This window comes from Pseudomonas sp. NIBRBAC000502773 (assembly GCF_006517195.1).
In the GTDB taxonomy this organism is placed as follows: Bacteria; Pseudomonadota; Gammaproteobacteria; order Pseudomonadales; family Pseudomonadaceae; genus Aquipseudomonas; species Aquipseudomonas marginalis.
This window is the reverse complement of sequence record NZ_CP041189.1, coordinates 908,017-933,731: the sequence shown is the minus strand read 5'-3', so window position 1 is coordinate 933,731 and position 25,715 is coordinate 908,017. Positions and strand designations below refer to the sequence as shown.

21 protein-coding genes and 4 tRNA genes are annotated in these 25,715 nt (G+C 61.0%); 11 read left to right on the top strand and 14 right to left on the bottom strand.

All coding sequences use genetic code 11. The features are described 5' to 3' along the window. Positions 1–17: 17 nt before the first annotated feature. The 4 genes from NIBR502773_RS04165 to copC all read right to left on the bottom strand — a co-directional run bounded on the left by NIBR502773_RS04165 (position 18) and on the right by copC (position 3,728). Positions 18–836: an NAD(P)-dependent oxidoreductase gene (locus NIBR502773_RS04165; protein ID WP_141155441.1), complete on the bottom strand. Its 819-nt coding sequence runs from the start codon at positions 834–836 to the stop codon at positions 18–20. 223 nt (positions 837–1,059) lie between these two features. Beyond that, complete coding sequence (locus tag NIBR502773_RS04160; protein WP_141155440.1) at positions 1,060–2,310, bottom strand: OprD family porin; 1,251 nt, start codon at positions 2,308–2,310, stop codon at positions 1,060–1,062. Positions 2,311–2,501: 191 nt separating this feature from the next. Continuing rightward, positions 2,502–3,359, bottom strand: coding sequence for a copper homeostasis membrane protein CopD (copD, locus tag NIBR502773_RS04155; RefSeq protein WP_141155439.1), 858 nt, complete (start codon positions 3,357–3,359; stop codon positions 2,502–2,504). Positions 3,360–3,362: 3 nt separating this feature from the next. Next, positions 3,363–3,728, bottom strand: coding sequence for a copper homeostasis periplasmic binding protein CopC (gene copC, locus NIBR502773_RS04150; protein ID WP_141155438.1), 366 nt, complete (start codon positions 3,726–3,728; stop codon positions 3,363–3,365). 115 nt (positions 3,729–3,843) lie between these two features. Between copC and NIBR502773_RS04145 the strand changes: the two genes are divergently transcribed. Continuing rightward, positions 3,844–4,464 carry a TetR/AcrR family transcriptional regulator gene (locus NIBR502773_RS04145; RefSeq protein WP_141155437.1) on the top strand — a complete coding sequence of 207 codons (621 nt, stop codon included), beginning with the start codon at positions 3,844–3,846 and terminating at the stop codon, positions 4,462–4,464. A 95-nt stretch (positions 4,465–4,559) separates the two neighbouring features. On the opposite strand, the gene preA is transcribed toward NIBR502773_RS04145, so the two are convergent. From preA to hydA, 3 genes are all read right to left on the bottom strand, one after another. Then, positions 4,560–5,834 (bottom strand): NAD-dependent dihydropyrimidine dehydrogenase subunit PreA, encoded by a 1,275-nt coding sequence (gene preA / locus NIBR502773_RS04140; RefSeq protein WP_065927011.1) that lies wholly within the window; start codon positions 5,832–5,834, stop codon positions 4,560–4,562. Beyond that, entirely contained in the window at positions 5,834–7,201 is a 1,368-nt protein-coding gene (locus NIBR502773_RS04135; RefSeq protein WP_141155436.1) for an NAD(P)-dependent oxidoreductase, read from the bottom strand. Before NIBR502773_RS04135 ends, preA begins: the two co-directional genes overlap by 1 nt. 161 nt (positions 7,202–7,362) lie before the next feature. Continuing rightward, the gene (gene hydA / locus NIBR502773_RS04130; protein ID WP_141155435.1) at positions 7,363–8,802 is read right to left on the bottom strand and encodes a dihydropyrimidinase; all 1,440 of its coding nucleotides are present in this window, start codon (positions 8,800–8,802) and stop codon (positions 7,363–7,365) included. Between the two features lie 591 nt (positions 8,803–9,393). Here hydA and NIBR502773_RS04125 point away from each other — a divergent pair. Together NIBR502773_RS04125 and NIBR502773_RS04120 are read left to right on the top strand one after the other, a co-directional pair. Next, positions 9,394–10,875: an NCS1 family nucleobase:cation symporter-1 gene (locus tag NIBR502773_RS04125; RefSeq protein WP_141155434.1), complete on the top strand. Its 1,482-nt coding sequence runs from the start codon at positions 9,394–9,396 to the stop codon at positions 10,873–10,875. Positions 10,876–10,900: 25 nt separating this feature from the next. Continuing rightward, positions 10,901–12,184, top strand: coding sequence for a Zn-dependent hydrolase (locus tag NIBR502773_RS04120; RefSeq protein ID WP_141155433.1), 1,284 nt, complete (start codon positions 10,901–10,903; stop codon positions 12,182–12,184). Between the two features lie 120 nt (positions 12,185–12,304). Here NIBR502773_RS04120 and NIBR502773_RS04115 read toward each other — a convergent pair whose 3' ends face one another. The 4 genes from NIBR502773_RS04115 to NIBR502773_RS04100 all read right to left on the bottom strand — a co-directional run bounded on the left by NIBR502773_RS04115 (position 12,305) and on the right by NIBR502773_RS04100 (position 18,795). Further along, complete coding sequence (locus NIBR502773_RS04115) at positions 12,305–12,763, bottom strand: transposase (RefSeq protein WP_141155432.1); 459 nt, start codon at positions 12,761–12,763, stop codon at positions 12,305–12,307. Between the two features lie 249 nt (positions 12,764–13,012). Next, a complete protein-coding gene (locus NIBR502773_RS04110; protein WP_141155431.1) occupies positions 13,013–14,431 on the bottom strand; it encodes an efflux transporter outer membrane subunit in 1,419 nt (472 codons plus the stop codon). After that, positions 14,415–15,584, bottom strand: a complete 1,170-nt coding sequence (locus tag NIBR502773_RS04105; protein ID WP_141155430.1) for an efflux RND transporter periplasmic adaptor subunit — start codon at positions 15,582–15,584, stop codon at positions 14,415–14,417. The genes NIBR502773_RS04110 and NIBR502773_RS04105 overlap by 17 nt, the downstream gene beginning before the upstream one ends. Then, on the bottom strand, positions 15,574–18,795 hold the full coding sequence (locus tag NIBR502773_RS04100) for an efflux RND transporter permease subunit (RefSeq protein WP_141155429.1): 3,222 nt from the start codon (positions 18,793–18,795) through the stop codon (positions 15,574–15,576). Before NIBR502773_RS04100 ends, NIBR502773_RS04105 begins: the two co-directional genes overlap by 11 nt. 207 nt (positions 18,796–19,002) lie before the next feature. Here NIBR502773_RS04100 and NIBR502773_RS04095 point away from each other — a divergent pair, with 207 nt between their 5' ends. After that, positions 19,003–19,413: a hypothetical protein gene (locus NIBR502773_RS04095; protein WP_141155428.1), complete on the top strand. Its 411-nt coding sequence runs from the start codon at positions 19,003–19,005 to the stop codon at positions 19,411–19,413. On the opposite strand, the gene NIBR502773_RS30610 is transcribed toward NIBR502773_RS04095, so the two are convergent. Next, the gene (locus tag NIBR502773_RS30610; RefSeq protein WP_166655314.1) at positions 19,410–19,571 is read right to left on the bottom strand and encodes a hypothetical protein; all 162 of its coding nucleotides are present in this window, start codon (positions 19,569–19,571) and stop codon (positions 19,410–19,412) included. The two genes, NIBR502773_RS04095 and NIBR502773_RS30610, sit on opposite strands and share 4 nt — an antisense overlap. Positions 19,572–19,783: 212 nt before the next feature. On the opposite strand from NIBR502773_RS30610, the gene NIBR502773_RS04090 reads away from it, so the two are divergent. Next, on the top strand, positions 19,784–20,446 hold the full coding sequence (locus tag NIBR502773_RS04090) for a peptidase C39 family protein (RefSeq protein WP_141155427.1): 663 nt from the start codon (positions 19,784–19,786) through the stop codon (positions 20,444–20,446). Positions 20,447–20,489: 43 nt separating this feature from the next. Here the strand turns inward: NIBR502773_RS04090 and pbpG are convergent, their stop codons facing one another. After that, on the bottom strand, positions 20,490–21,413 hold the full coding sequence (gene pbpG, locus NIBR502773_RS04085) for a D-alanyl-D-alanine endopeptidase (protein ID WP_092354602.1): 924 nt from the start codon (positions 21,411–21,413) through the stop codon (positions 20,490–20,492). Between the two features lie 207 nt (positions 21,414–21,620). After that, on the bottom strand, positions 21,621–22,475 hold the full coding sequence (folD, locus tag NIBR502773_RS04080) for a bifunctional methylenetetrahydrofolate dehydrogenase/methenyltetrahydrofolate cyclohydrolase FolD (RefSeq protein ID WP_027606241.1): 855 nt from the start codon (positions 22,473–22,475) through the stop codon (positions 21,621–21,623). A 275-nt stretch (positions 22,476–22,750) separates the two neighbouring features. Here folD and NIBR502773_RS04075 point away from each other — a divergent pair. The 6 genes from NIBR502773_RS04075 to clpP all read left to right on the top strand — a co-directional run bounded on the left by NIBR502773_RS04075 (position 22,751) and on the right by clpP (position 25,664). Next, positions 22,751–22,827: transfer RNA gene (locus tag NIBR502773_RS04075), tRNA-Arg, on the top strand. 32 nt (positions 22,828–22,859) lie between these two features. Further along, positions 22,860–22,935 (top strand) — tRNA-His (locus NIBR502773_RS04070). 56 nt (positions 22,936–22,991) lie between these two features. After that, a tRNA-Leu gene (locus NIBR502773_RS04065) sits at positions 22,992–23,076 on the top strand. A 77-nt stretch (positions 23,077–23,153) separates the two neighbouring features. Next, positions 23,154–23,229 (top strand) — tRNA-His (locus NIBR502773_RS04060). Positions 23,230–23,626: 397 nt separating this feature from the next. Next, positions 23,627–24,937 (top strand): trigger factor, encoded by a 1,311-nt coding sequence (gene tig, locus NIBR502773_RS04055; protein ID WP_027606242.1) that lies wholly within the window; start codon positions 23,627–23,629, stop codon positions 24,935–24,937. A 91-nt stretch (positions 24,938–25,028) separates the two neighbouring features. Next, positions 25,029–25,664 (top strand): ATP-dependent Clp endopeptidase proteolytic subunit ClpP, encoded by a 636-nt coding sequence (gene clpP / locus NIBR502773_RS04050; protein WP_003174822.1) that lies wholly within the window; start codon positions 25,029–25,031, stop codon positions 25,662–25,664. Positions 25,665–25,715 lie beyond the last annotated feature (51 nt).

Genomic DNA, 25,715 nt, shown 5'->3' with positions numbered 1-25,715 from the left:
CTTGGGTTGGTGTGAACTCAGTCACCGAACGGCCCGGCGGCGCAGAACGCCCCACCCTGATAGACCTTGGCCGGGTCATCGGCGGCCACCGGTGGCTGGGCTTCGACCTGGGCACGGAAGACTTCGGAGCTGTCTTTCGGGGCGTAGCCCAGGTGCGCGGCGTAGCGGTTGTCCCACCAGGTGTCGAGGTTATCCGACATGCCGTAGACCACCGTGTGGCCGACGTTCGGCGTATACAGCGCGCGTTCGAGCAGTTGGGTCAGGTCGTCGAAGCTCAGCCAGGTGTGCATCATCCGGCGGTTCTGCGGCTCGGGGAACGAGGAGCCGATACGGATGCTCACGGTCTCGATGCCGTAGCGGTCGAAGTAGAAACTCGCCATGTCTTCACCGTAGGACTTGGACAGGCCGTAGTAGCTGTCGGGACGGCGTGGGGAGCGGGCGTCGAGTTGTTCGCCCTGCTTGTGGAAGCCGATCACATGGTTGGAGCTGGCGAAGACCACGCGCTTGACCCCATGGCGGCGCGCGGCTTCGTAGATATGGAAGGTACCGCTGATATTGGCGCCGAGGATTTCTTCAAACGGACGCTCCACCGATACACCGCCGAAGTGCAGGATGGCGTCGACGCCTTCCACCAGGTGGTGCACGGCTTGTTTGTCGGCGAGGTCGCAGGCTTGGACTTCTTCCGAGGCATCCACCGGCGGGGCCATGCTGGCGATGTCCGATAGGCGCAGCACCTGGGTGTAGGGACGCAGGCGTTCGCGCAGGACTTTGCCGAGGCCGCCGGCGGCACCGGTGAGCAGCAGGCGGTTGAAGGGAGTGGGGGTGGTCGTGGTCATGGGGGTTCCAAATTTTTGTTGTAGGTTGTCGTATGACTATGCCGAAGTATTGTTAGGGATCCCCCAGGTTGTCAACGTTCTTGCGGACAGAGTGCGGAGCAAAATGTGGGAGAGGGCTTGCCCTCGATGAGGGCATGCCAGTGAATGCATCTGTTACTGACCCACCGCCATCGGGAGTAAGCCCCCTCCCACAGGGGATTTTCTGGGGCTGGGAGACTAGGTTCTACAGCAGGGAGAGTGGATAGCTGATAAAGATCCGGTTTTCGTCGAACTCGTTGTTGCTGAAATCCCGACGCATGGTGGAATTCCGCCACTTAACGTTGAGGTTCTTCAACGCACCGCTCTGCACGGTGTAGGCCAGTTCCGATTCGCGCCCCCATTCCTTGCCATCGGTGATCGCCCCGGTGTGCACGTTGCTGCCGCTGATATAGCGGTTCATCAGGGTCAGCCCCGGCACGCCGAGTACCACGAAGTTGAAGTCATGCCGCACCTGCCAGGATTTTTCCTTGGCGTTGTCGTAGCTGGCGTTGTAGCTGTCGTTGGCCAGGGTGCCGCCACTGGTGCCGTTGACGCGCATCCACACGCTGTCGCCGGTGAGTTTTTGCAGGCCCACGTAGAAGGTGTTGCCGTTGTACTTGGCCGAGAGCAGGGCGAACACGGTCTTGTTGTCGAGGTCGCCGGCCAGGGCGCTGCCGTCTTCCTTGCCGTTGAAGAAACCGAGGTTTGCCCCCAGGGTCCAGTCGCCCACGGGCTGGCTGTGGGTCAGGTTGAAGTACTGCTGCTGGTAGATATCGGCCAGCTCGGCGTACCACACGCCGACCTGGGTACGCTTGTCGTTGAAGGTGTATTCGCCGCCGCCGAAGTTGAAACGATCGGAGGTGAACGCGGCTTTGCCGTTCATGAACATGTCTTCCATGCTCGCGTCGTTGCGCGGGCTGTTGCCGCGAAACTGGCCGCCGTAGAGGGTCAGGCCGGCGATTTCGCTGGACGTCACCTGGCCGCCGCGAAAGGTCTGGGGCAGCGAGCGGCCATCGTCGGAGCGCAGGATCGGCAGCACCGGCATCCATTCGCCGACCTTCAATTCGGTCTTCGACAGCCTGGTTTTCAGCGCCACGCCCAGGCGCCCGAAGTTGTCGGCGGGGCGTCCGTCATCGTGGATCGGCAACAGTTGGGTACCGCCGGTGCCCTTGCCGCCATCGAGCTTCTGGGAATACAGCCCCAGCACATCAATGCCGAACCCCACGGTGCCCTGGGTGAAGCCGGACTTGGCGTCGAGAATAAAACTCTGCGTCCACTCTTCAGCCTTGCCCTGGGGATTGCTCGGGTTGGTGAAGTTGCGGTTGAAGTAGGCGTTGCGCAGGTTGAGCGTGGCCTTGGCGTCGTCGACGAAACCGTCGGCGTGGGCGAGGAGGGGCAGGGTAAACAGGCCGATAACACTGAGACGCGCGGACGAATTGCGGGCGAATGGACTCACAGTGACGCTCCCTTTCATTTGTTGTTTTTATTATTTGTTATACGTCGTCGTACAACATTGGAGCGGATATTTGCGGGGTTTTCGTGGGGTGTCAAGCAGAAGTTATACGATGACTAGGTGGGGGTTGATCCAGAGCGCACAGGGTCAATGTGGGAGGGGCGGTGCGACGATTCGACTTGCCCCTTCCACATTCAGCCCGCCAGGACCATCGGCGGCAAAGTGCCAAGGAGTGAAACGGCCGCGACTGCACAAACACCGAGCAGCCATTCCAGCATCACGCTGGCCTTCAAGCTGCCCAACCGCTGTTCGCCGCTATCCAGGCGCAACCGGTTCAACAATGCCAGCGCCAGCATGCCCAGCACCAGCATTACCTTGATCAACAGAATCAGGGCAAAACCACTGAACAACGGCGTGGGCCACAGCTGCCCGGTAAGTACGCGCACATTGATCAGGCCGGTTACCAGCAAGCCGCTGACCAGGCCATAACCCACGCCGCTGAAACGACGCAGGACAGGCGCCAGTTCAACACGGTGTGACTGCCTGAAGATCAATACCAGCAGCAGTAACCCACCCAGCCATGCGCCGACGCATACCAGGTGCACCACTTGGTTGAGGATCAACAACTGCCCGCTCAGCCCGTCGAGCATGGCGCCATGGCCGACCGGGGCGAGAGTCATCAGCAACAGTGTGAGCAATGGCAGGCGCGGGGCTTTCCACGGGGTCATCAGGGCGATGACCAGCAAGCCATTGACGATCAGGTGCCAGGTCCACACCTGGCCAAAAAAGGTCTTGCCCAGCACCAACTGCACGGTCGACAGTTCCAATGCCGCTGGCCATGAACCGGCCATGCTGGCGGTAATCAACCCCAGCCAGATCAGCCCCGACGCGAGGGCCGTCCATGCCAGCCCACGGGTGATGCGCAGCAATTGCCGGTCGAGCATGGGCTGCGCTGCGGCGCCGAGGAGCCAGGGCCTGAATACACAGGCCCCGAACATCAACAGCACGACGATGAAATGCACGAACCGGCACAGCACCAGCAGCGTTGCCATGGGTTATTGGCCGACCTTGAAGCTGTATTCACCGTTGCTTTTGTGGGTGTCGACCGACACCGCATTCCACACCACCTTGTAGGTGCCCGCCGCAAGTGGGGCGGCCGGTGTCACCACCAGGGTTTTCTTGTCGGCGTCCGGGGTTTCCAGGCCTTTGATGGCGATTTCGGTGCCGTCCTTGCTCAGGGACACCTTGGTGAAGGTGGCTTCGACGCCTTCGCTGAAGGTCAGGCGCAGGTCTTTGGGCGCGGTGACGCTGCTGTCCGCCGCAGGCGTGGAGCTTTTGAGATGAGCATGGGCAAATGCTGCGGAGGCACCCAGCAGGGAGGCGAGCAGGGCGACAGTGGTCAGGGTTTTCTTGATCGACATGGTGCAATACCCATCAATGGTAAGGAGCGGGCAGTGTACGAAGTTTCGACTGCGCCTGTCGCCCCGATCTAGAGCGGTGGTAGTCTTTGGGGCATGTCTTTGTCAGGGAGCCCTTATGGGCAATCACAAGAGCGGAATTCGTCGGGTCAACGTCGAGAAAATCCTGCTGGCGGCGGAGAAAATCTTCGCCGAAAAGGGCTACGGCAGCACCGCCATGGCCGATATCGCCGAAGAAGTGCGACTGCCGCGCTCCAACCTGCATTACTACTTCACCACCAAGAGCGAGCTGTACAGCGCGGTGCTGTTCGACCTGCTGGAAGTGTGGAAGCAGGACGCCCTCAGCTTCGAAACCTTCGATGACCCCCGGGTGGTGCTCAGCAGCTATATCCGCGCCAAGATGCAGCGCTCGCGCACGCGGCCCTATGGTTCAAAGGTCTGGGCCAACGAGATCATCCACGGCGCGCCGACACTCGGTGAGGCGTTGGATGAAAGCCTGTACGACTGGGCCAAGATGAAGGAAGCGAAAATTCGCCAGTGGGTGGAAGACAAACGCATCCTGCCGGTGGAGCCGTCGAGCCTGCTGTACATGATCTGGGCGTCGACCCAGCACTACGCCGATTTTGATCACCAGGTGAAGATTCTGAATGATCACCAGCCGTTGTCGGATATGCAGTTCGAGAAGGCGATCCAGACGGTGACCAGTGTGATTTTGCGCGGGATTGGGTTGGAGCCTTGAGTACTGTGGTGTGGCTTAGGGCCTCATCGGGGGCAAGCCCCCTCCCACATTTGATGTGTGGTGTGGGAGGGGGCCCCCGATAGCGGCCTGCAGGCCTACACCGCCTCCCGGTACGGATTCCTTGGATCCTGCGTCCAATTCAAAAACGGCTTGCCCGTGTCGATCGGCACCATCTCGATGCAATCCGCCACCGGGCAGGTGATCTGGCACAGGTTGCAGCCCACGCATTCATCATCGATCACTTCGTATTTATGCGTGCCGTCCGCCTGTTTCAGACTGGCGATGGCCTGGTGCGAGGTATCCTCACAGGCAATGTGGCAACGCCCACAGCCAATGCACGCCGCCTGGTCGATCCTGGCGATCACCTGGTAATTGATGTCCAGGTACTTCCAGTCCGTGGTGTTGCCCACCGCGCGCCCGGAAAATTCTTGCAGGCTGGTGTAGCCCTGGCTGTCCATCCACCGCGACAGCCCATCCTTCATCTCTTCCACGATGCGAAAACCATGCAGCATCGCCGCCGTGCACACCTGCACCGCGCCGCAACCGAGGGCGACGAATTCCGCGGCGTCGCGCCAGTTGCCGATGCCGCCGATCCCGCAGATCGGCAGGCCCTGGGTCTGCGGGTCACGGGCGATTTCGGCAACCATGTTCAGGGCAATCGGCTTGACCGCCGAACCGCAGTAACCGCCGTGGGTGCTCTGGGTGCCAACCATCGGCAGGGCGACCATGCGTTCCAGGTCCACGCTGGTGATGGAGTTGATGGTGTTGATCAGCGACACCGCGTCCGCACCGCCGCGATACGCCGCCCGCGCGGCTACGCGGATGTCGGTGATATTCGGCGTGAGCTTGACGATCACCGGCAGCGAGCAATAGGTCTTGCACCAGCGCGTCACCTGTTCCACGTACTCCGGCACCTGGCCCACCGCCGCGCCCATGCCGCGTTCGGGCATGCCGTGGGGGCAGCCGAAGTTCAGCTCGATACCGTCGCAGCCGGTGGCTTCCACCAGGGGCAGGATGTTTTTCCAGGACTCCTCCACGCAGGGCACCATCAGCGACACGATCAGCGCGCGGTCGGGCCAATCCTTTTTCACCTGGGTGATTTCCCGCAGGTTGATCTCCAGGGAACGGTCGGTGATCAGTTCGATATTGTTGATGCCCAGCACTTCACGGTTGGCGCCGTAGTGCGCCGAGTAGCGCGATGACACATTTACCGCTGCCGGGTCTTCACCCAGGGTCTTCCACACCACGCCGCCCCAGCCCGCTTCAAATGCGCGGACCACGTTGTAGGCCTTGTCGGTGGGCGGCGCGGAGGCCAGCCAGAATGGGTTGGGGGCCTTGATACCGGCGAACACAATCGAGAGATCGGCCATTACGCAGCCTCCACATTCAGCATGAGTTGGGCGTGCATGGCTTCGGCGGCCAGCTTGCCGTGTTGCACCGCCTGCACGGTGAGGTCCTGGCCGAGGCTGACGCAGTCGCCGCCGGCATAGACCCCGGGGATGCTGGTGCGCAGCTGTTCGTCGACGAAGATACGCTCGCCGACGCGATGCAGTTGTTGCGCCAGGGGATCGTGCAAGGCGTCGTTGTCGAAGCCCTGGCCGATGGCCTTGAAGATGGCATCGGCGGCCAGTTCGAAGGTTTCTCCGGTGGATTGCAGGCGGCCGTTTTCCAGGCGGGTGCGGGCGAAGCGCATGCCGCGTACGTGGCCCTGGTCGTCGAGCAGGACTGCTTCGGGTTGGGCCCAGGTCAGCAGGCGCACCTGATTGGCCTTGGCGATGTCCTGCTCATGGTGGGTGGCGCCCATATCGGCCAGGCCACGGCGGTAGACGAGGTTCACATCACGGGCACCGAGCCGGGCCATTTGCACGGCCATGTCGATGGCGGTATTGCCGGCGCCAAGCACAATGCAGCGGTCGGCCAGGGGCAGTTGAGTCAGGTCATCGGCCTGGCGCAGTTCGCGGATATAGTCGGTGGCGGCGAGCAGGCCGGGGGCGTCCTCATGGGGTAAGCCAAGTTGCTTGCTGGCCGCCAGGCCCAGGCCGAGGAACACCGAATCGAATTGCTGGTGCAGTTCGCTCAGGGTGAGGTTGTCGCCCAGGCGCTGGCCATGGCGGATTTCAATGCCGCCGATCTGCAGGAGAAAATCCAGTTCCTTCTGGGCGAAGTCGTCGACCAGCTTGTACTTGGCGATCCCGTATTCATTCAGGCCACCGGCCTTTTCCCGCGCTTCGAAGATCACCACGTCGTGCCCGTGCACAGCGGCGCGATGGGCGCAGGCCAGCCCTGCGGGACCTGCGCCGACCACGGCGATGCGTTTGCCGGTGGGGGCGGCACGCTGGAACGGGTGTTCGCTGAAGTGGGCGTTATCGATGGCGTAGCGTTGCAACAGACCGATCAGCACCGGCGCGCATTCTTCGGCGTTGTTACGCACGCAGGCTTGCTGGCAGAGGATCTCCGTCGGGCAGACCCGCGCGCAGCTGCCGCCGAGGATGTTGGCCGAGAGGATTTTCTGCGCGGCGCCCTGGACGTTGTCGGTGTGGATATTGCGGATGAACGACGGGATGTCGATTTCGCTGGGGCATGCGTTCACGCACGGGGCGTCGTAGCAGTACAGGCAGCGCGAGGCTTCCAGTTGGGCCTGGCGCGCATTGAGGGGCGGCGCCAGGTCGGTGAAATGGCTGGCGAGGGTGGCGCCGTCTTCATGGGGATGGGGGAGGTGGGTCAGGGTCTGGATCACGGTGTGGGCCTCACGGTTTTTTTTGGATTGCCTCTAAGTGGGCATTTTTGTTGCTTGTTCGGGCCTCATCGGGGGCAAGCCCCCTCCCACACTTGAATGTATTCACACATCAACATGTGGGAGGGGCGGTGCGACGATTCGACTTGCCCCCGATGGCGGTCTCAGCGCTTCACAGCAACCGGCCTGGAATGCTCCGCCCGTTTGCTCAACTGCTCGAACACCGACGGATACGCCGGCCGTTCCACATAGCGCCCGGCGCCACGTTCGGCGCGCAGGTCGCCATCGGCCCAGACCAGCCTGCCCTGGCTGATGGTGTGGCTCGGCACGCCGCGCACGGTCTTGCCTTCGAAGATGTTGAAGTCCACCTTCTGATGGTGAGTCTTGGCGGAAATGGTCCGCGTGCCTTCGGGATCCCACAGCACCAGGTCGGCATCCGCACCCACGCGGATCGCGCCTTTGCGCGGGTAGAGGTTGAAGATCTTCGCGGTGTTGGTGGAGGTCAGCGCGACGAATTCCTGCATCGACAGGCGCCCGGTGTTGACCCCTTCGTGCCACAGCAGCGCCATGCGGTCTTCTATACCGGCGGTGCCGTTGGGGATCTTGCTGAAGTCGTCACGCCCGGCGGCTTTTTGCTCGGCGCAGAAGCAGCAGTGGTCGGTGGCGGTGGTGTGCAGGTTGCCGGATTGCAGGCCATGCCACAGTGCTTCCTGATGCCCGCGCGGGCGGAACGGCGGGCTCATCACATAGCCGGCGGCGGTTTGCCAGTCGGGGTGCTGGTAGACGCTGTCGTCCAGCAGCAGGTGGCCGGCGAGCACTTCGCCGTAGACTGCCTGGCCCTTGCCCCGGGCGTAGGTGATTTCATCCAGTGCTTCCCGGGTGGACACGTGCACCAGGTACAGCGGCGTGCCGATGGTCTCGGCGATACGGATCGCGCGGCTGGCCGCTTCGCCTTCCACCTGGGACGGGCGCGACAGCGGGTGCGCTTCCGGCCCGGTGATGCCCTGGGCCATCAGCTTGCGTTGCAGGTGGTACACCAGCTCGCCGTTTTCCGCATGCACGGTGGGCACGGCGCCGAGTTCCAGACAGCGTTCGAAGCTGGCCACCAGGGTATCGTCGGCCGCCATGATCGCGTTCTTGTAGGCCATGAAATGCTTGAAGCTGTTGATGCCGTGGTGGCTGACCAGCTCGGCCATTTCCTCGCGCACCTGCTCGCTCCACCAGGTGATTGCTACATGAAAGCCATAGTCGGACGCGGATTTTTCCGCCCAGCCCCGCCACTGATGGAACGCTTCCATCAGCGATTGCTGCGGGTTGGGAATCACGAAGTCGATAATCGACGTAGTGCCCCCGGCAAGACCCGCCGCCGTGCCGCTGAAGAAATCTTCACTGGCCACCGTGCCCATGAAGGGCAGTTGCATATGGGTATGGGGGTCGATGCCGCCGGGCATCAAATATTGGCCGCTGCCGTCGAGTTGTTCAGTGCCGGCGGGAATATCCAGGTCCGTGCCAATGGCGCGAATCAGACCGCCTGCGCATAAAACATCGGCGCGGTAACTTTCATCATGGGTAATAACGGTAGCGCCACGGATCAACAGCGACATGTCGAGTTCCTCACAGGCTTGACCGGCTTGTGCCAGTTCTAAGTGTTGTATGGCTACGCGCCGATGGTCGGTTAATTCCTGTCATCGGTGACAGGAATAGAAACTAGCCCGAGTTTTTCGATTGGGCAAGAAGATTTTTTATAAGCTTATATTGAATTTAAGTTATTGATTTATAAGGTTAAAAATAAAAAATCACCAAAATGCAGCGGCCTCTCACCATTTTGACGCACTTGACAGGTTCACAATATGAGCAACATTTCTTATTGCAAATCAGACGCTTGAGAGATGCCTCTTGACGGGGTCGGTAAATAAAAATAATTGTGGTGCACCAGATTGAGTCCTGACAGTTCGGATAACTTGCGCGTTAGTTAGCCTGAGTCACGCGGCAAGTACCGTAGGCACAATCGGAAAGCTGATTAACATCAGCCAGTTATATAAGCGGTGCGGGTTCAAGGGCAGTTGTCGGCACGGTTATTGAGTGCAGTGGTGGCTGGCCGGGCCCGTGATGTCATGTTGTTTACGAGGTACTCCGGCCACCCTGTGTTCAGCGCGGGGTGAGCAACAATAATTCGAAAAAACCGTGGAGCGGCCATGCAACAGAACAGATCGCAAGTCATTGAGCGCAACGGCCTGTACGAACTCGACGCCGGCCCCGACGTCCTCGACAGCCCTCGCTACAACCACGACATGGCACCGACCAAGGTGCACGAACGCACCTGGAACAAGTGGCACATCACCGCGCTGTGGGTCGGCATGTCGATCTGCGTGCCCACCTACACCCTGGGCGGTGTGCTCACCGCGTATTTCGGGTTGTCGGTGGGTGAGGCACTGATGGCGATCTTGCTGGCCAATATCGTGGTGCTGATCCCGCTGACCCTCAACGCCTTCCCCGGCACCAAGTACGGCATTCCGTTTCCGGTGTTGCTGCGTTCGTCCTTCGGCATCCTCGGTTCCAACGTGCCGTGTTTGATTCGGGCATTGGTGGCCTGCGGCTGGTTCGGGATCCAGACCATGTTCGGCGGGCTGGCGATCCATCTGTTCCTGGGCTCGATTTTAGAGGGATGGAAGTCCCTCGGCGGCACCGGCGAAGTGATCGGCTTCATGATCTTCTGGTGCCTGAATCTGTGGGTGGTGCTGCGCGGTGCCGAGTCGATCAAGCGCCTGGAAACCCTGTCGGCGCCGTTGCTGGTGGCGGTGGGCATCGGCCTGCTGGTATGGGCGATGCCCAACGTGTCGATCAGCGAGTTGATGGCAATCCCGCCCAAGCGTCCCGAAGGCGCGAGCCTGACCGGTTACTTCATGGCCGGCCTTACCGCGATGGTGGGCTTCTGGGCCACCTTGTCGCTGAATATTCCCGATTTCAGCCGTTATGCCAAAAGCCAGAAGGACCAGATCCTCGGGCAGATTTTCGGCCTGCCGCTGACCATGTTCCTGTTCGCCGCCCTCGGCGTGATCATGACCGCCGCCTCGGTGAAACTGGTGGGCGTCAGCGTATCCGACCCGGTGACCCTGATCGGCCATATCCAGAGCCCGGTGTGGGTGGCCGTGGCCATGGCGCTGATCATCGTCGCCACGTTGTCCACCAACACCGCTGCAAACATCGTCTCGCCCACCAACGACTTCCAGAACATCGCGCCCAAGCTGATCAACCGCACCACGGCGGTGATCCTCACCGGGTTGGTGGGCTTGGCGTTGATGGGCCACGAACTGCTGAAAAAACTCGGCCTGATCGTCTCGGATGTGAGCCTGGAAACCGTGTATTCCAACTGGCTGCTGGGCTATTCGAGCCTGTTGGGGCCGATTGCCGGGATCATGGTGGTGGACTACTTCATCACCCGCAAACAACAACTGGACCTGGCCGGCCTCTACCGCGACGACGTGTACCCGGCGTGGAACTGGAGCGGTTTTATCGCCTTCGGTGTGCCGGTGGTGCTGACCTTGCTGTCCCTGGGCAGTGATGCGTTCAGCTGGTTCTACAGCTACGGCTGGTTTACCGGTTCGGCGTTGGGCGGGTTGTTGTATTACGGCCTGAATGCCAGGCGTGGAGCCAGCCCGGTGGTTGTCAATTCATAAGAAATACAAGCCTGAGGAGATCCCCATGAACGCTGCCCTCGACGTTCTGCAATCGACCCACCAGCATATCAACCGCGACCGCTTGTGGCAGTCGCTGATGGACCTGGCCAAACTCGGCGCTACCCCCAAGGGCGGCGTGTGCCGCCTGGCCCTCACCGACCTCGACCGCAAGGCTCGCGACCTGTTTGTGCAATGGTGCGAAGACGCCGGTTGCACCGTGACCGTCGACGGCATCGGCAATATCTTCGCGCGCCGCCCTGGGCGTAATCCCGACCTGCCGCCGGTGATGACCGGCAGCCATATCGACACCCAGCCCACAGGTGGCAAGTTCGATGGCTGCTTTGGCGTGCTGGCGGGAGTGGAAGTGCTGCGTACGCTCAATGACCTCAAGATCGAAACCGAAGCGCCCTTGGAAGTGGTGGTGTGGACCAACGAGGAAGGCTCGCGCTTCCCGCCGTGCATGATGGGCTCGGGTGTGTTTGCCAGGAAATTCACCCTGGCGGATACCCTGGCCAAGGTCGATGCGGACGGGGTCAGCGTGGGTGATGCGCTGAATGCGATTGGCTACGCGGGAACCCGTCCTGAGAGTGGGCACAAGGTCGGTGCGTATTTCGAGGCGCATATCGAACAAGGGCCGATTCTGGAGGATGAGAAAAAGACCATTGGCGTGGTGCTCGGCGCCCTCGGGCAGAAGTGGTTCGACCTGAAACTGCGCGGTGTCGAGGCCCATGCGGGGCCGACGCCGATGCACCTGCGCAAGGACGCCCTGGTAGGCGCGGCGGCGGTGGTGGCGGCGGTCAATGCGGCGGCCTTGGGGCACCAGCCCCATGCGTGTGGGACCGTCGGTTGCCTGCAGGCGTATCCCGGTTCACGCAACGTGATTCCGGGCGAAGTGCGCATGACCCTGGACTTCCGGCACTTGGAACCGGCACGGTTGGACTCGATGATTGCCCAGGTGCGCCAGGTGATTGACGAGACTTGTGCCAGGCATGGGCTGAGTTTTGAAATGGAACCCACGGCTGACTTCCCGCCGCTGTACTTCGACAAAGGCTGTGTGGACGCCGTGCGCGATGCGGCCAATGGGCTGGGCTTGTCGAACATGGACATCGTCAGCGGTGCAGGGCACGACGCGATTTTCGTCGCCGAGTTGGGGCCGGCGGGGATGATCTTTGTGCCGTGTGAAGGGGGCATCAGCCACAACGAAATCGAGAACGCCGCCCCGGATGACCTGGCGGCGGGGTGTGCGGTGTTGTTGCGGGCCATGGTGGCTGCATCGGTAGCCATCGCCAGCGGCAAACTCGCCGCCTGAAATGCGGAAAAAATGTAGGAGGGGGCTTGCTCCCGATTGCGGTGCATCAGTTACAGATAAGCTGACTGACCTACCGCAATCGGGAGCAAGCCCCCTCCCACATTTGGACTGTGCATGACGTCAAACCCAGATGGCATCCCACAGTGGGTAGTCGCCAATCCGCTCGACCAGACCCGCTCGCAATGGATTAGCCACCACATACCGGGCCATTTTCACCAAGTCATCTTCCTTGCGCAGTGCGCGGTCTTGAAAGCTCTCTTGCCAGAGTCGGCCCTTGCGACCACTCACGCCATTGACGGTCCTGGTGCTTTTTGACTTCACCTGGCACATCAAGTCCGCCAGCGAGCCTTTTTTCAGTTCAAGCAACCAATGGAAATGGTCCGGCATGATGACCCATGCCAGGGAATTGGCCAGCCCTTGGTACTGGGCTAACCGAAATTGCCAGACCACCAGGCGAGCGAGATGGAAATTGTTGAATATCGGTATGCGTTCGTGGGTGTTGGTGGTGACGAGGTAGATGCGGTCGGGTTCGCTGAAGCGGCCGATGCGCAGGCGGTGTGAAGCGGGTAAATCTGCCATTCCCTGGCCCTCTCTAGATGTGCTTAGAGAGGCTAGATTGGCGAGCAGGAGGTGGATGGGCAGGCTTTTGGCAGGATGTGTCTGGACGGCCGCCATCGGGGGCAAGCCCCCTCCCACATTGGCTCAGCGGCGCTTATACATTATGTGTCTGACGCAGGATCAGTGTGGGAGGGGGCTTGCCCCCGATTGCGGTGGCTCAGCTACGGATAAACTGGCTGTTCCACCGCTATCACTGTGCCTGGGGTGATGTCAGGCGCCAGGTTGCCAGCCGCCGCCGAGTGCGGTCACGAGTCCTACACTGGCCTGCAACTGCCGCGTCTGCACCGCCTGCAATGTCCGCTGCGCCTGCAACGCCGCTGTCTGCGCGGTCACCACATCCAGGTAACTGACCGCCCCCGCCTGATAGCTGTTCATCGCCAATGATTGCGTATGCTGCGCCGCATCCGCTGCCGCCTGTTCATCCTGCGCCTCCTGCTGCAAATCCCGTAGTTGCGCCAGGTTATCTTCCACCTCGCGCACGGCCTTCAGCACTTGGCTGCGGTACTGCGCCGACGCCTCTTCAAACTCGGCCTTGGCCTGGCGTTCATTGGCGCTCAAGCGGCCACCGTCGAAGATCGGCAGGTTCACCAACGGGCCCAGTGCCCAATACCGATTGCCCGCCGACAGCAGATTGCCGACGCCCTGTGTCTGCCCGCCAATCAACCCGGTCAAGCTGAAGTCCGGGTACCACGCCGCCTTGGCCACGCCGATATTTGCGTTGGCCGCAAACACCCGTCGCTCTGCCGCTGCAATATCCGGGCGACGTTGCAACAGGTGGCTTGGCAACTGCGACGGAACCTCCGGCAGGGCGATCAGTTGCTGGCCGGGCGGCAAGGTAAAGTCGCTGGCTGCCACACCCACCAACTCGCCGATGGCGTGCTCGGTGAGGTTGCGTTGCCCCCGCACTTCATCCAATTGCGCCCTGGCCTGCGCCAGTTGATTTTGCGCACGGGTCAGGTCCAGCTCCGAGGCTATCTGGCCCTCGTAGCGGCTGCGGGTCAATTGCAATGCCTGGCTGAAATCATCCAGCGAGCGAGTGAGAATCCGGCTCTGTGCATCCAGCCCATTGAGCTGCACGTACAAGGTCGCCAACTGACGCTGCAAACTCAGGCGCGCCACCGCCAGGTCATCCCCGGACGCTTGCGCCTGGGCATCGCCGGCCGCGACCTGGTTGCGGATTTTGCCCCACAGGTCCAGGTCATAGCTCAAGGAAAACCCCGCGATGTTGCTGTTGTACACCGACGGTTGCGTATCCCCCCGCAACGGTCGCGAATCCGATTGCCGCTGGCGCAGCGGTTGCGCGCTGGCGCTGATCTGCGGGAACAGGCCTGCGTGCAGTTGGCTGGCATACGCCTGGGAAGCATCGAAGTGCGCCAGCGCCGCCGCCAGGTCCGGGTTGGCCTTGAGCAGCTGCTGTTGCAGGTCATTCAGGCGCGAATCGTTGTAGAGCTTCCACCATTCGGGCGCGAGTTGGTCGGACGGCTGCGCGCTGTGCCAGGGTCCATCGCTGGTCTGTTCGCGGTAGTGGGCCGGCAGGTCGATCGCTGGCACCTTGTAGGTCGGCGCCATCGAGCAACCCTGCAAGACCAGCAGCGTCAATGCGGCGAGCGGTTTAAGCCTTATGCGCATGCGCACCTCCGGAGGCATCGGCGAGTTGCACGGGATCACCTTCGCGCAGGGCATCGGGCGGGTTGTCGACGATGCGGTCGGCGGGTTTCAAGCCCTGGTCGATCACCAGGCGTTCGCCCAGGTCGAGGCCGATATGGATGGGCTGCAGGTGCACATGGTTCTGCCCGTCCAACACCGCCACCTGGGTGCCCTGGGCGCGGAAGATCAGGGCGCTGGCCGGGATGCTCACGCCATGGGTATCGGCCGGAATCGGCAGGGTGGCCTCGGCATAATCACCGGGCAGCAGTTCGCCGTCGGGGTTGTCGGCGACGAACTGGGCGAGCAGGGTGCCGGAACGGCGGTCGATGGCGGTCGAATCGCCGATCAGGCGCGCCTTGAAATGCTTGCCGGGGTGCTCGGGCACGGTCAGCTCGGCTTCAAGGCCCGGATGGATGACCGCTGCGTAGTTCTGCGGCACCGGTACGTAGAGGCGCAATTGATGGGTGTCGGCAATGTTGAACAGTTCCGGATCGCTGTCGGTGTCGGCCTTGATTAGCTGGCCGATATCGGTGTTGCGCGCGGTGATGGTGCCGGCGAACGGGGCGCGAAGGGTCTTGTAGTTTTCCAGCGCCGACAGCCGGGCGTAGTCGGCAGCGGCGGCCTCGGCGTTGGCCTTGGCGGCAGCGGCATTGGAGGTTTTTTCATCGGCCTCCTGGCGCGATACCGAATGGCTGGCCAGCAGGTTTTGCCAGCGCGTGGCGGTGGTTTCGGCCAGGCGTGCGTTGGCCTGTTCCTGCACCAGGCGTGCATGGGTCTGCGCCAGCTGTTGATCCAGGTCGGGGCTGTCGATTTCCGCGAGGACTTGCCCGGCCTTGACCCGGATGCCGATATCGACTTTCCAATCCTTCAGGTAACCGCTGACCCGGGCGTGGATCGGCGCCTTGCTCCAGGCTTCCAGGTGCGCCGGCAGGCGCAAGGTATCGCCGGCCACATTCTGCCGGGGCTGGAACACCATCACGTGCGGGATGGCGGCGGTCTCGGTCCAGGCCGTGACCGATTGTTCGTACAGCGTACGGGCATGCAGGCCGTTGGCGACCAACAGCGCGGCCAGGGTCAGGCCGCCGACACCCATGAGCATCAGACGCTTGCGCGAGGGTTTGTGATCAGACGACATGTGGGGTTTCTCCTGCAACTGCGCGAGTAGGGTGACGACCGTGGACCAGGCTGAAGACCACGGGAACAAACAACAATGTGGCGAGGGTCGCGAAGATCAAACCGCCGATGACGGCGCGCCCGAGCGGGGCGTTCTGCTCCTCGGAAATTGCCAGGGGCAACATGCCGATGATCATCGCCAGGGCGGTCATGCACACCGGGCGGAAGCGCGTGTAACCGGCCTCCATGGCGGCTTTCAACGCATCACCATGTTCGGCCAGGCGCTCACGGCAGAAGCTCACCACCAGGATCGAGTTGGCCGTGGCCACGCCCATGCACAGGATGGCGCCGGTGAGTGCCGGCACCGACAAGGAGGTGCCGCTGAGGAACAGCATCCACACGATCCCCGCGAGTGCCGCAGGCAAGGCCGTAATGATCACAAACGGGTCGGCCCACGACTGGAAGTTGACCACGATCAGCAGGTAGATCAGCACCACCGCACCCAGCAGGCCAAAGCTCAGGCCGCTGAAGGCTTCATGCAGCGCATCGATCTGCCCGTGCAGGCTGATCGTCGCGCCTTTGGGGCGCAGATGCGCGGTGTCATCCAGCACCTTTTGCACGTCGCGGGCTACGCCGCCGAGGTCGCGGCCCTGCACGTTGGCGTACAGGTCCAGGGTCGGTTCGATGTTGTAGTGGGTCACCACCGCCGGGCTTTGCACGCGGGAGATAGTTGCTACGCCGCCGAGGATCTGCGACTGCCCATCGGCGCCGGTGACCGGCAGCGCTTCCAGCGACGGCAGGCTGTCGAGTCGGTATTGCGGGGTGGCGGCGACAATGGAATAGGACACGCCGTTGGCCGGGTTGAGCCAGAAGGTCGGCGCGGTCTGCGAACTGCCGGCCAGCGACGCCACCATGCTGTTGGTCACGTCCCGCTCGGTGATGCCCAGGCCGTTGGCGCGCATGCGGTCGACATTCACCTGCAGCGACGGGTAGCCGGTGGACTGCTGGATGCGCAGGTCGGCGATGCCGGGCACATGTTGCAGGCGACGTTCCAACTCGACGGCATAGGCGCGGTTTTCTGCATCGCTGCGCCCGGAGATTTTCACGTCCAGCGGCGCCGGCGCGCCGAAGTTGAGGATCTGGCTGCTGATGTCCGCCGGCAGGAACGCAAAGTGGCTGCCGGGGAAACTTTGCGGCAGCGCTTCACGCAGTTTCTTCACGTAGTCGGCGGTGGGCGCATGGCCCTTTTTCAGGCTGACCTGGATGTCGCCATCCTGCGGGCCGATGGTGCCGCTGCTGCTGTAGGCCATGTCGATGCCGCTGAGCGGAATGCCGATGTTATCGACGATGGTGTCCAGTTCTTCGGCGGGGATCACTTCACGGATCCGCGCTTCGATGCGGTCGAAGGCGGCGGCGCTTTCTTCGATGCGCGTGCCCAGCGGCAGGCGCACATGCAGGGCCAGCGCACCGGCATCCGTCGCCGGGAAAAAGTCCTGGCCCAGGCTTGGCAACAGCAGGAATGAGGCGAGCACGCAGGCCAGGAAACTGACGATAAAACCCTTGCGATTGCCCAGGGCCAAGGTCAGCAGGCCGTGGTAGGTGTCGCGGATATTCGAGAAGTGACGCTCGAAACCCTGCTGGAAATTCAGCACCGCTTGCAGTGCGGCATTGCGCGGTTTCGGGTGCTGCTCGCCCTCATGGTGGTTGATGAATGCATCTTCGGGATGGTGCCCCACGCCTGGCTCCGGCGTGTGCGGCTTGAGCAGGAACATCGCCAGCGTCGGCACCAGGGTGCGCGAAAGAATGAATGAGCTGGCCATGGCGAAGATCACCGCCAGCGCCATCGGCCGGAACAGATAACCGGCGATGCCTTGCAGCAGGAACATCGGCACGAACACGATGCAGATGCACAGCAGCGAGACGAGCGCCGGGCCGACAATTTGCGCGGCGCCGTCGAGGATCGCGGTCTTCACCGCCTTGCCTTGCTCCAGGTGCCAGTTGATGTTTTCGATGGTCACCGTGGCGTCGTCCACCAGAATCCCTACGGCCAACGCCAGCCCGCCGAGGGTCATGACGTTGAGGGTTTGCCCGCTGACCGCCAGCAGCGCAATGGCCGACAGTACCGCCAGGGGAATTGACGCCGCGATAATGATCGTGGAGCGCCAGCTGCCGAGGAACAGCAGGATCATCGCACTGGTCAGCAGCGCGGCGATGATGCCTTCCTGGGCCACGCTGCCCACCGATTGCTTGACGAATACCGAGGCGTCGCCCAGCAACGAGGTCTTCAGTGACGGCGGCAGGGTTTCGTTGATGCGCGGCAGCATCTGGCGGATACCGTCGATGATCGACAGGGTGGAAATACTGCCGTTTTTCAACGCCGGCATCAGCACCGCGCGATGGCCGTCGACGCGCACGATGTTGGTCTGCGGCGGCGAACCGTCGCGCACGTGGGCAACCTGGCCGATGGTGATCAGCGCGCCGTCGACGGTCTTGATCGGCAGGTCGTTGAGCTCATCGATGGCCTTGGGGCTGTTGTTGAGCAGGATCGTGTATTCATTGGGGCCGAGTTTGGCGGTGCCCACCGGGATGATCTGGTTCTGCAGTGCCAGGGCATTGCCCACATCCTGGGCCGACAAGCCTTTGGCCGCCAGCGCCTGAGGGTCGAGGTCGAGGGTGATCTGCCGCTGCTTGCCACCCATCGGCGTGGGCATGGCCAGGCCGGGCAGGGCGCTGAGGGGTAGACGGATATTGTTCTGCACCAGGTCGCGAATTTTGGCTTCCGACAGCGTCGGGCTGGAGAACGCCATTTGCAGGATCGGCACCGTGGAGGCGCTGTAGTTGAGGATCAGCGGTGGCGTGATGCCCGGTGGCATCTGCTTGAGCACGGTTTGTGACACGGCGGTCACTTGGGCGTTGGCGGTGCGGATGTCGACGCCGGGCTGGAAGAAAATCTTCACGATGCCCATGCCGGGCAGGGATTGCGATTCGATATGTTCGATGTCGTTGACGGTGGTACTCAGGGAGCGTTCGTAGGTGTAGATCACCCGGCCGGCCATGGCGTCCGGCGACAGGCCGTTGTACTGCCAGACCACGGCGACCACAGGGATACCGATATCGGGAAACACGTCGGTGGGGGTTCGCAGGGCCGCCATCGGCCCGATGATGCAGATGAATATGGCCAACACGATAAACGTGTACGGCTTTTGCAGTGCGGTCTTTACCAGCCCGAGCATGCGTGAACCTCCGAGGGAGCAGGATTGCAAACCCCGGCAGTCTTGCCCGACCCACCTAACACGCGCCTTTCAGCCAGGTGAAGGAACATTTAGGTAAGGGCTGAAGATCGTTTCATATGGATTCATTTGTTCTACAGGGCGTGGCTGCCCAAGCTTGCATCCCATCGGACGACTTGTCTTTTTACTGATGTTCTTTGGAGCCCTGCCATGTCACTCAAACCTTTATTGTTGATCCCCGCCCTGGGGGCTGTTTTGTTGTTGTCGGCCTGTGCCGGCCCGATTCCCAAGGCGGACCCCAGCGAAGCCTGGATCGGCTTGAAAGAAGACGCGCCGAACGATCTGATGGCTGAACGTGTGGACGGCAAGCGTGTCGACGACGGGCGCTTTTTCGAAGTGCCCCCCGGGGATCATCGCCTGGACGTGACGTTGTTCGAGGAAGAAGCCGGCGACGACAACCAGCAGGACTGCGAGGGTCGGGTCGAGTACAAGGATTTCAAGGCGGGTGAGCATTACACCCTGGTGGAGTCGAGCCTGGGCACCACCGTGCGCGCATCCCTGATGGACGGGCACGGTAAGGAAGTCGCGGCGACTCAGGATTTCAATTGCATGCCTGGCTAGGCGTGGTGCACCGCCGCTCTATGGGGCTTGGCGGGTGCCTCAGGTTTGACGTGGGGGTGATGGTGCCGGCGAGTAATGCGCAACACCCCCCACAACATGGCGCCGGCTACCGCCAGCCAACCGCAGATCAACAGGAAAATCGTTGTTGCAAGGCTCATTTTGGCCTCCTTTCGCCCCGCAGGGGGCACACACAGTCTTCTCAATGGACAGTCTAGCTACCCGGCGGTTGCCTGCTATTGACCAATGGTCGTGTTCGTCCAACTCGTTTGCTCTAACCGCGACGCTTTACTGAGCCTATGGGCTATACCCGCGTGGCAGAGCGTCCTATGATCAGGGCCCTCACCGGCAGTTGATCAAGAGAGTAAAAAAATTGCGGTTACGGTCGAACCTTAAAACATCCTTGTTGCTGGCCTGTGCCCTGGGGCTTGCGGCCTGTTCCGGGCAGCCGTCGAAACTTCCGGGCCTGCCGGAACGTGTCGAACTCAATGGTGTGCCGACATTTCGCAGCGAGGCTTATCAGAGTGGTCCTACAGCGTTAGCCAGCATGCTGTCGCAACAAGGCATTGTGATGACACCGGGCTTGTTGGATAAGCCGTTGCATTTGCCGGGCGGTGAAGCAGACCTGGAGCGCAATATGCAGGTGCTGGCCCGTGAGTACGGGCTGATGGTGTACCCGCTGGATGCCAAGCTGACCGCGGTACTGGCGCAGGTGGCGGCGGGTTATCCGGTGATGGCGCGGATTGGCGGCGGCCTGTTGTCTGACGCGCGCTACGTGGTGGTGGTGGGTTTCAACCAGCAGAAAAGCACGGTGCTGTTGCGTTCAGGCATGGACCGACGCCTGCTGATGAGCTTCAGCGACTTTGAGTCGAAGTGGAGCAGTGCCGGGCACTGGGCAATCGTCACCCAGCGCCCGAGCCAATTGCCGGCCAATGTGGATTCGCAGCGCTGGCGGGATTCGGCGAACGCAACGGCCCAGGCCGGGCAGGAGCGGGCGGCGGCGCAGGCGCTCAAGGTGTTGGCGGAACACAAATAAAATGGGAGGGGCTAGCCCCTCCTAACTGCGTTCTCGGTGTTCCTTAACGGCGGACTTCGGCGGCATTCGCGCGGTTCTTCAGGTTCTTGTCAGCCTTGTAGCGCAGCGCGACGTCCGGCACCGAGCCTCCCTTGCCGGTCTCGACCCAGCTACGGATACGGCTGGCATCGGCAAAGTGGGTGAATTTGCCGAAAGCATCCAGGATCACCAGCGACACCGGACGATTACCCATGCGGGTGACCAGCACCAGGCAATGACCGGCCTGGTTGGTGAAACCGGTCTTGGTCAGCTTGATATCCCAGTTGGCGCGGTTGATCAGGTGGTCGGTGTTGGAGAAACCCAGGGTGTAGTTGGGCTTGCGGAACGCTACGGTCTTTTCCTTGGTGGTGCTCAACTGGCTCAGCATCGGAAATTTTTGCGCATAGGCCAGCAGCTTGCTCAAGTCGCGGGCGGTGGACACGTTGTGGATCGACAGGCCGGTGGGCTCGACATAATGGGTGCTGGTCATGCCCAGGGCCTTGGCCTTGGCGTTCATCGCGGCAATAAAGGCCGCGTAGCCGCCCGGATAGTGGTGCGCCAGGCTCGCGGCGGCGCGGTTTTCCGAGGACATCAGGGCAATCAGCAACATCTCCTTGCGCGGCATCTGGCTGCCGATCTTCACGCGGGAGAACACGCCTTTCATCTCCGGCGTGTCGGTGATGTTGATGTCGATGTACTCGTCCATGTTCTGCTTGGCTTCAAGCACGATCAGGCCCGTCATCAGCTTGCTCACCGAAGCGATAGGCACCACCACGTCGGGATTGCTGGCGTAGATGACCTTGTTGGTCTGCAGGTCCACCAGCATGGCGCTGCCGGAAGCGATCTGCAGTTTGGAGGGATCCCGCGGCGCCAGGGCGGAGTCGGCAGCGTGCGCAAAGGTGCCGGTGAACGCAAAAAACAGGCTGACAATGGAAAGACGAATTTTCACGCGGATGAACTCGCTAAAAAGTAAGAAATACCGTTGGGAAACGGGTTTTGTGACAAATGGCGTTACATTTTAGGAGTATGGACGAGAGACTGTCGAATGTTCTTCTAAAACCGGACGAAAGTGCTTAAAAACTAAGAAAAAACAGGTTTTCTTCCGGGCAATAAAAAGCCCTGCGATAAGGCAGGGCTTTTTCAGTACGACTGGTTATTAACCGTGCAGGGTTTCTGCGGCGTACAGGGTATTTTCCAGCAGGCAGGCACGGGTCATCGGGCCAACGCCACCCGGCACCGGGGTGATCCAGCCGGCGCGGGGCAGGGCGGTTTCATACACCACGTCGCCGACCAGCTTGCCGTCTTCCTGGCGGTTGATGCCCACGTCGATGACGATGGCGCCTTCCTTGATCCATTCGCCCTTGACCAGGCCCGGCTTGCCAGCGGCCACGACGACCAGGTCGGCGCGGCCAACGTGGCCGGCCAGGTCCTTGGTGAAGCGGTGGGTCACGGTGACGGTGCAACCGGCCAGCAGCAACTCCATGGCCATGGGGCGGCCCACGATGTTGGACGCGCCGACGACGACGGCATCGAGGCCGTACAGGTCGACACCGGTGCTTTCCAGCAGGGTCATGATGCCTTTGGGCGTGCATGGGCGCAGCAGCGGGATACGCTGGGCCAGGCGGCCGACGTTATAAGGATGGAAACCGTCGACGTCTTTGTCAGGGCGGATGCGCTCGAGCAACTTGGACGCATCCAGGTGCGCGGGCAATGGCAATTGCAGGAGGATGCCGTCCATCGCCGGGTCGTCGTTGAGGCTGTCGATCAGGTCGGTCAGGGCCTGCTGGGTGGTGTCGGCAGGCAGGTCGTAGGCCTTGGAAAGAAAGCCGACCTCTTCACAGTCTTTACGCTTGTGCGAGACATAAACCTGAGAGGCAGGATCGCTGCCGACCAGGATCACCGCGAGGCCAGGCGTGCGCAAGCCTTGCTGGCTGCGCTCGGTGACTCGTTTGGCGATCTGCTGGCGCAGGCTGGCGGCGATTGATTTGCCGTCGATAAGTTGTGCAGTCATTACGCGTGATTAACCATCGAGAGGGGGAGGAAAAGTGCGCGCATTCTCGCACGCCACGGCGTGAGGGCAAAGGCGCTTGGTCCGCAAATTGGCCTAACCCCTTAAATAAAATGAATTTTTTTCAAAAAAGATTTGACGGGTTTCCAGGCCCTCTATACTATTCGTCGCACTTGTCGGGCACAGCCTAGCACTGGTTAAGAAGGTCGAGCAGAATCGTTGTTCTGCAAGGCTGGAAGCACTTAGTTTGTAATCCTCCAAGAGTACAGATTAATAAGGCGCCCGTAGCTCAGCTGGATAGAGCATCCGCCTTCTAAGCGGATGGTCGCAGGTTCGAGTCCTGCCGGGTGCGCCATTAGGCAGCTTTGGCACAAGTAGCGCTATATGGTGGGCGTAGCTCAGTTGGTAGAGCACGGGATTGTGACTCCCGTTGTCGAGGGTTCGATCCCCTTCGTCCACCCCATATTTTGAAAGGCGCCAGATTAACCGTCTGGCGCCTTTGCTTTAAGAGCTTCAAGCGCGGATGTGGTGGAATTGGTAGACACACTGGATTTAGGTTCCAGCGCCGCGAGGCGTAAGAGTTCGAGTCTCTTCATCCGCACCAAATAAGGCCTTACTCAGTTTGCATTCAGGGTGGGGTTCGACAAAGAAGTAGTTTGGTTTCTTTGTTAACGCAATATGGTGGGCGTAGCTCAGTTGGTAGAGCACGGGATTGTGACTCCCGTTGTCGAGGGTTCGATCCCCTTCGTCCACCCCATATTCGAAAGGCGCCAGATTTAACAGTCTGGCGCCTTTTTTGGTTTTTGCGGTTCGGTTTTTCGTGGCTGCGGGTTGTGGGTCGCGATGGCGATGCGTTTCATCGTATTTATGTGTCTCGATGATACTGCATTGTGATCTGCCTTCATTGCGAGGTAGGCCGTCGGGGAGGTGGGCGACGATCCCTTCTATATATAGAGGGGCGGCGCAGAGCCCTGGCGTGATTGGCTTTATTTGTCACCGGGGCGGGGCGCGACAGTGCCTTCGTACCGATAAATTGCCGGCTGTTTACGGGCGTATTTCCAGTAGGGTGACTTCTTGAGTTTGACCCACTAGAATGCATGCCCTTGATTGGGGTCGGAAATGGCCGGCTAACGTCTGTGCAACGAGGAATATCCATGCAAGTTTCTGTTGAAAATACTACTGCTCTCGAGCGCCGCATGAGCATCACCGTGCCGGCTGAGCGCATCGAGACTGCGGTCAACAAGCGTCTGCAGCAGACTGCCCAAAAGGCCAAGATCGCTGGTTTCCGTCCAGGCAAAGTGCCAATGAGCGAAATCAAGCGCCGTTTTGGTGCTGATGCACGCAATGAAGCCGTCGGTGACGTGATCCAGGCTTCTTTCTACGAAGCAGTGGTTGAGCAAAAGCTGAACCCGGCTGGTTCGCCTTCGATCGAGCCCAAGTCCCTGGAAGCGGGCAAGGACCTGGAATACGTTGCCGTATTCGAAGTGTTCCCTGAGTTCGAAGTGGCCGGTTTCGACGGTATCGCTATCGAGCGCCTGAGCGCCGAAGTGGCTGATTCGGACCTGGACAACATGCTGGAAATCCTGCGCAAGCAGAACACCCGTTTCGAAGTGGTCGACCGTGCTGCCCAGAACGAAGACCAGCTGAACATCGATTTCGTTGGCAAGGTTGATGGCGAAGCATTCGCTGGCGGCTCCGCCAAGGGCACTCAGCTGGTGCTGGGTTCCAACCGCATGATTCCTGGTTTCGAAGACGGCCTGGTTGGCGCCAAGGCCGGCGAAGAGCGTGTCCTGAACCTGGAATTCCCTGCTGACTACCAGAACCTGGACCTGGCTGGCAAAGCTGCCGAGTTCACCGTGACCGTCAACAGCGTTTCCGAGCCTAAGCTGCCAGAACTGAACGAAGAATTCTTCAATCAATTCGGCATCAAGGAAACCGGTATCGAAGGCTTCCGCACCGAAGTTCGCAAGAACATGGAGCGCGAGCTGCGCCAGGCTATCAAGTCCAAGGTCAAGAACCAGGTCATGGACGGTCTGCTGGCCTCCAACCCGATCGAAGTGCCTAAGGCCCTGCTGTCCAACGAAGTGGATCGCCTGCGCGTACAGGCTGTCCAGCAGTTCGGCGGCAACATCAAGCCAGACCAACTGCCGGCCGAGCTGTTCGAAGAGCAAGCCAAGCGCCGTGTGGTGCTGGGCCTGATCGTGGCTGAAGTGGTCAAGCAGTTCGACCTCAAGCCTGACGAAGATCGCGTCCGCGAAATGATCCAGGAAATGGCTTCGGCCTACCAGGAGCCTGAGCAGGTCGTGGCTTGGTACTACAAGAACGACCAGCAGCTGAACGAAGTACGTTCGGTTGTGCTGGAAGAACAAGTTGTGGATACTGTTCTGCAGAAGGCTAAGGTGACCGATAAAGCGGTCTCTTACGAAGAAGCAGTCAAGCCGGCGGAAGCAGCACAAGCCGACTGATTGTCCAACTCGTTGGAAATTCAACCATAAGCCAGCCTCGCGCTGGCTTATGCGTTTTCAAGACATGACTATTTGGGAGTAACTGCAGAGCATGTTCCGTAATTCCTATATTCAGCAGAACTCTGATATCCAGGCCGCAGGCGGCCTGGTCCCGATGGTTGTCGAGCAGTCCGCTCGTGGCGAACGCGCCTACGACATCTACTCGCGCCTGCTCAAGGAGCGAGTGATCTTTCTGGTGGGCCCGGTAGAGGACTACATGGCCAACCTGATCTGTGCGCAGCTGCTGTTCCTTGAAGCGGAAAACCCGGACAAGGACATCCATCTCTACATCAACTCACCGGGCGGTTCGGTGACTGCGGGCATGTCGATCTACGACACCATGCAGTTCATCAAGCCGAACGTATCCACTACCTGCATTGGCCAAGCCTGCAGCATGGGCGCGTTCCTGCTGACCGCAGGTGCCGAGGGCAAGCGTTACTGCCTGCCGAACTCGCGTGTGATGATTCACCAGCCACTGGGCGGTTTCCAGGGCCAGGCGTCGGACATCGAAATTCACGCCAAGGAAATCCTCTTCATCCGCGAACGTCTCAACACGCTGATGGCCAAGCACAGCGGGCACACCCTGGAAGAAATCGAGCGCGACACCAACCGTGACAACTTCATGAGCGCCGAAGCCGCACGTGAATATGGGTTGATCGACGCAGTGATCGAAAAGCGCCCCGCTTAATATAAGCCGCTCAAAATAGGGCTGGTTGGGTTTCCCGATCACCTGCGGGCT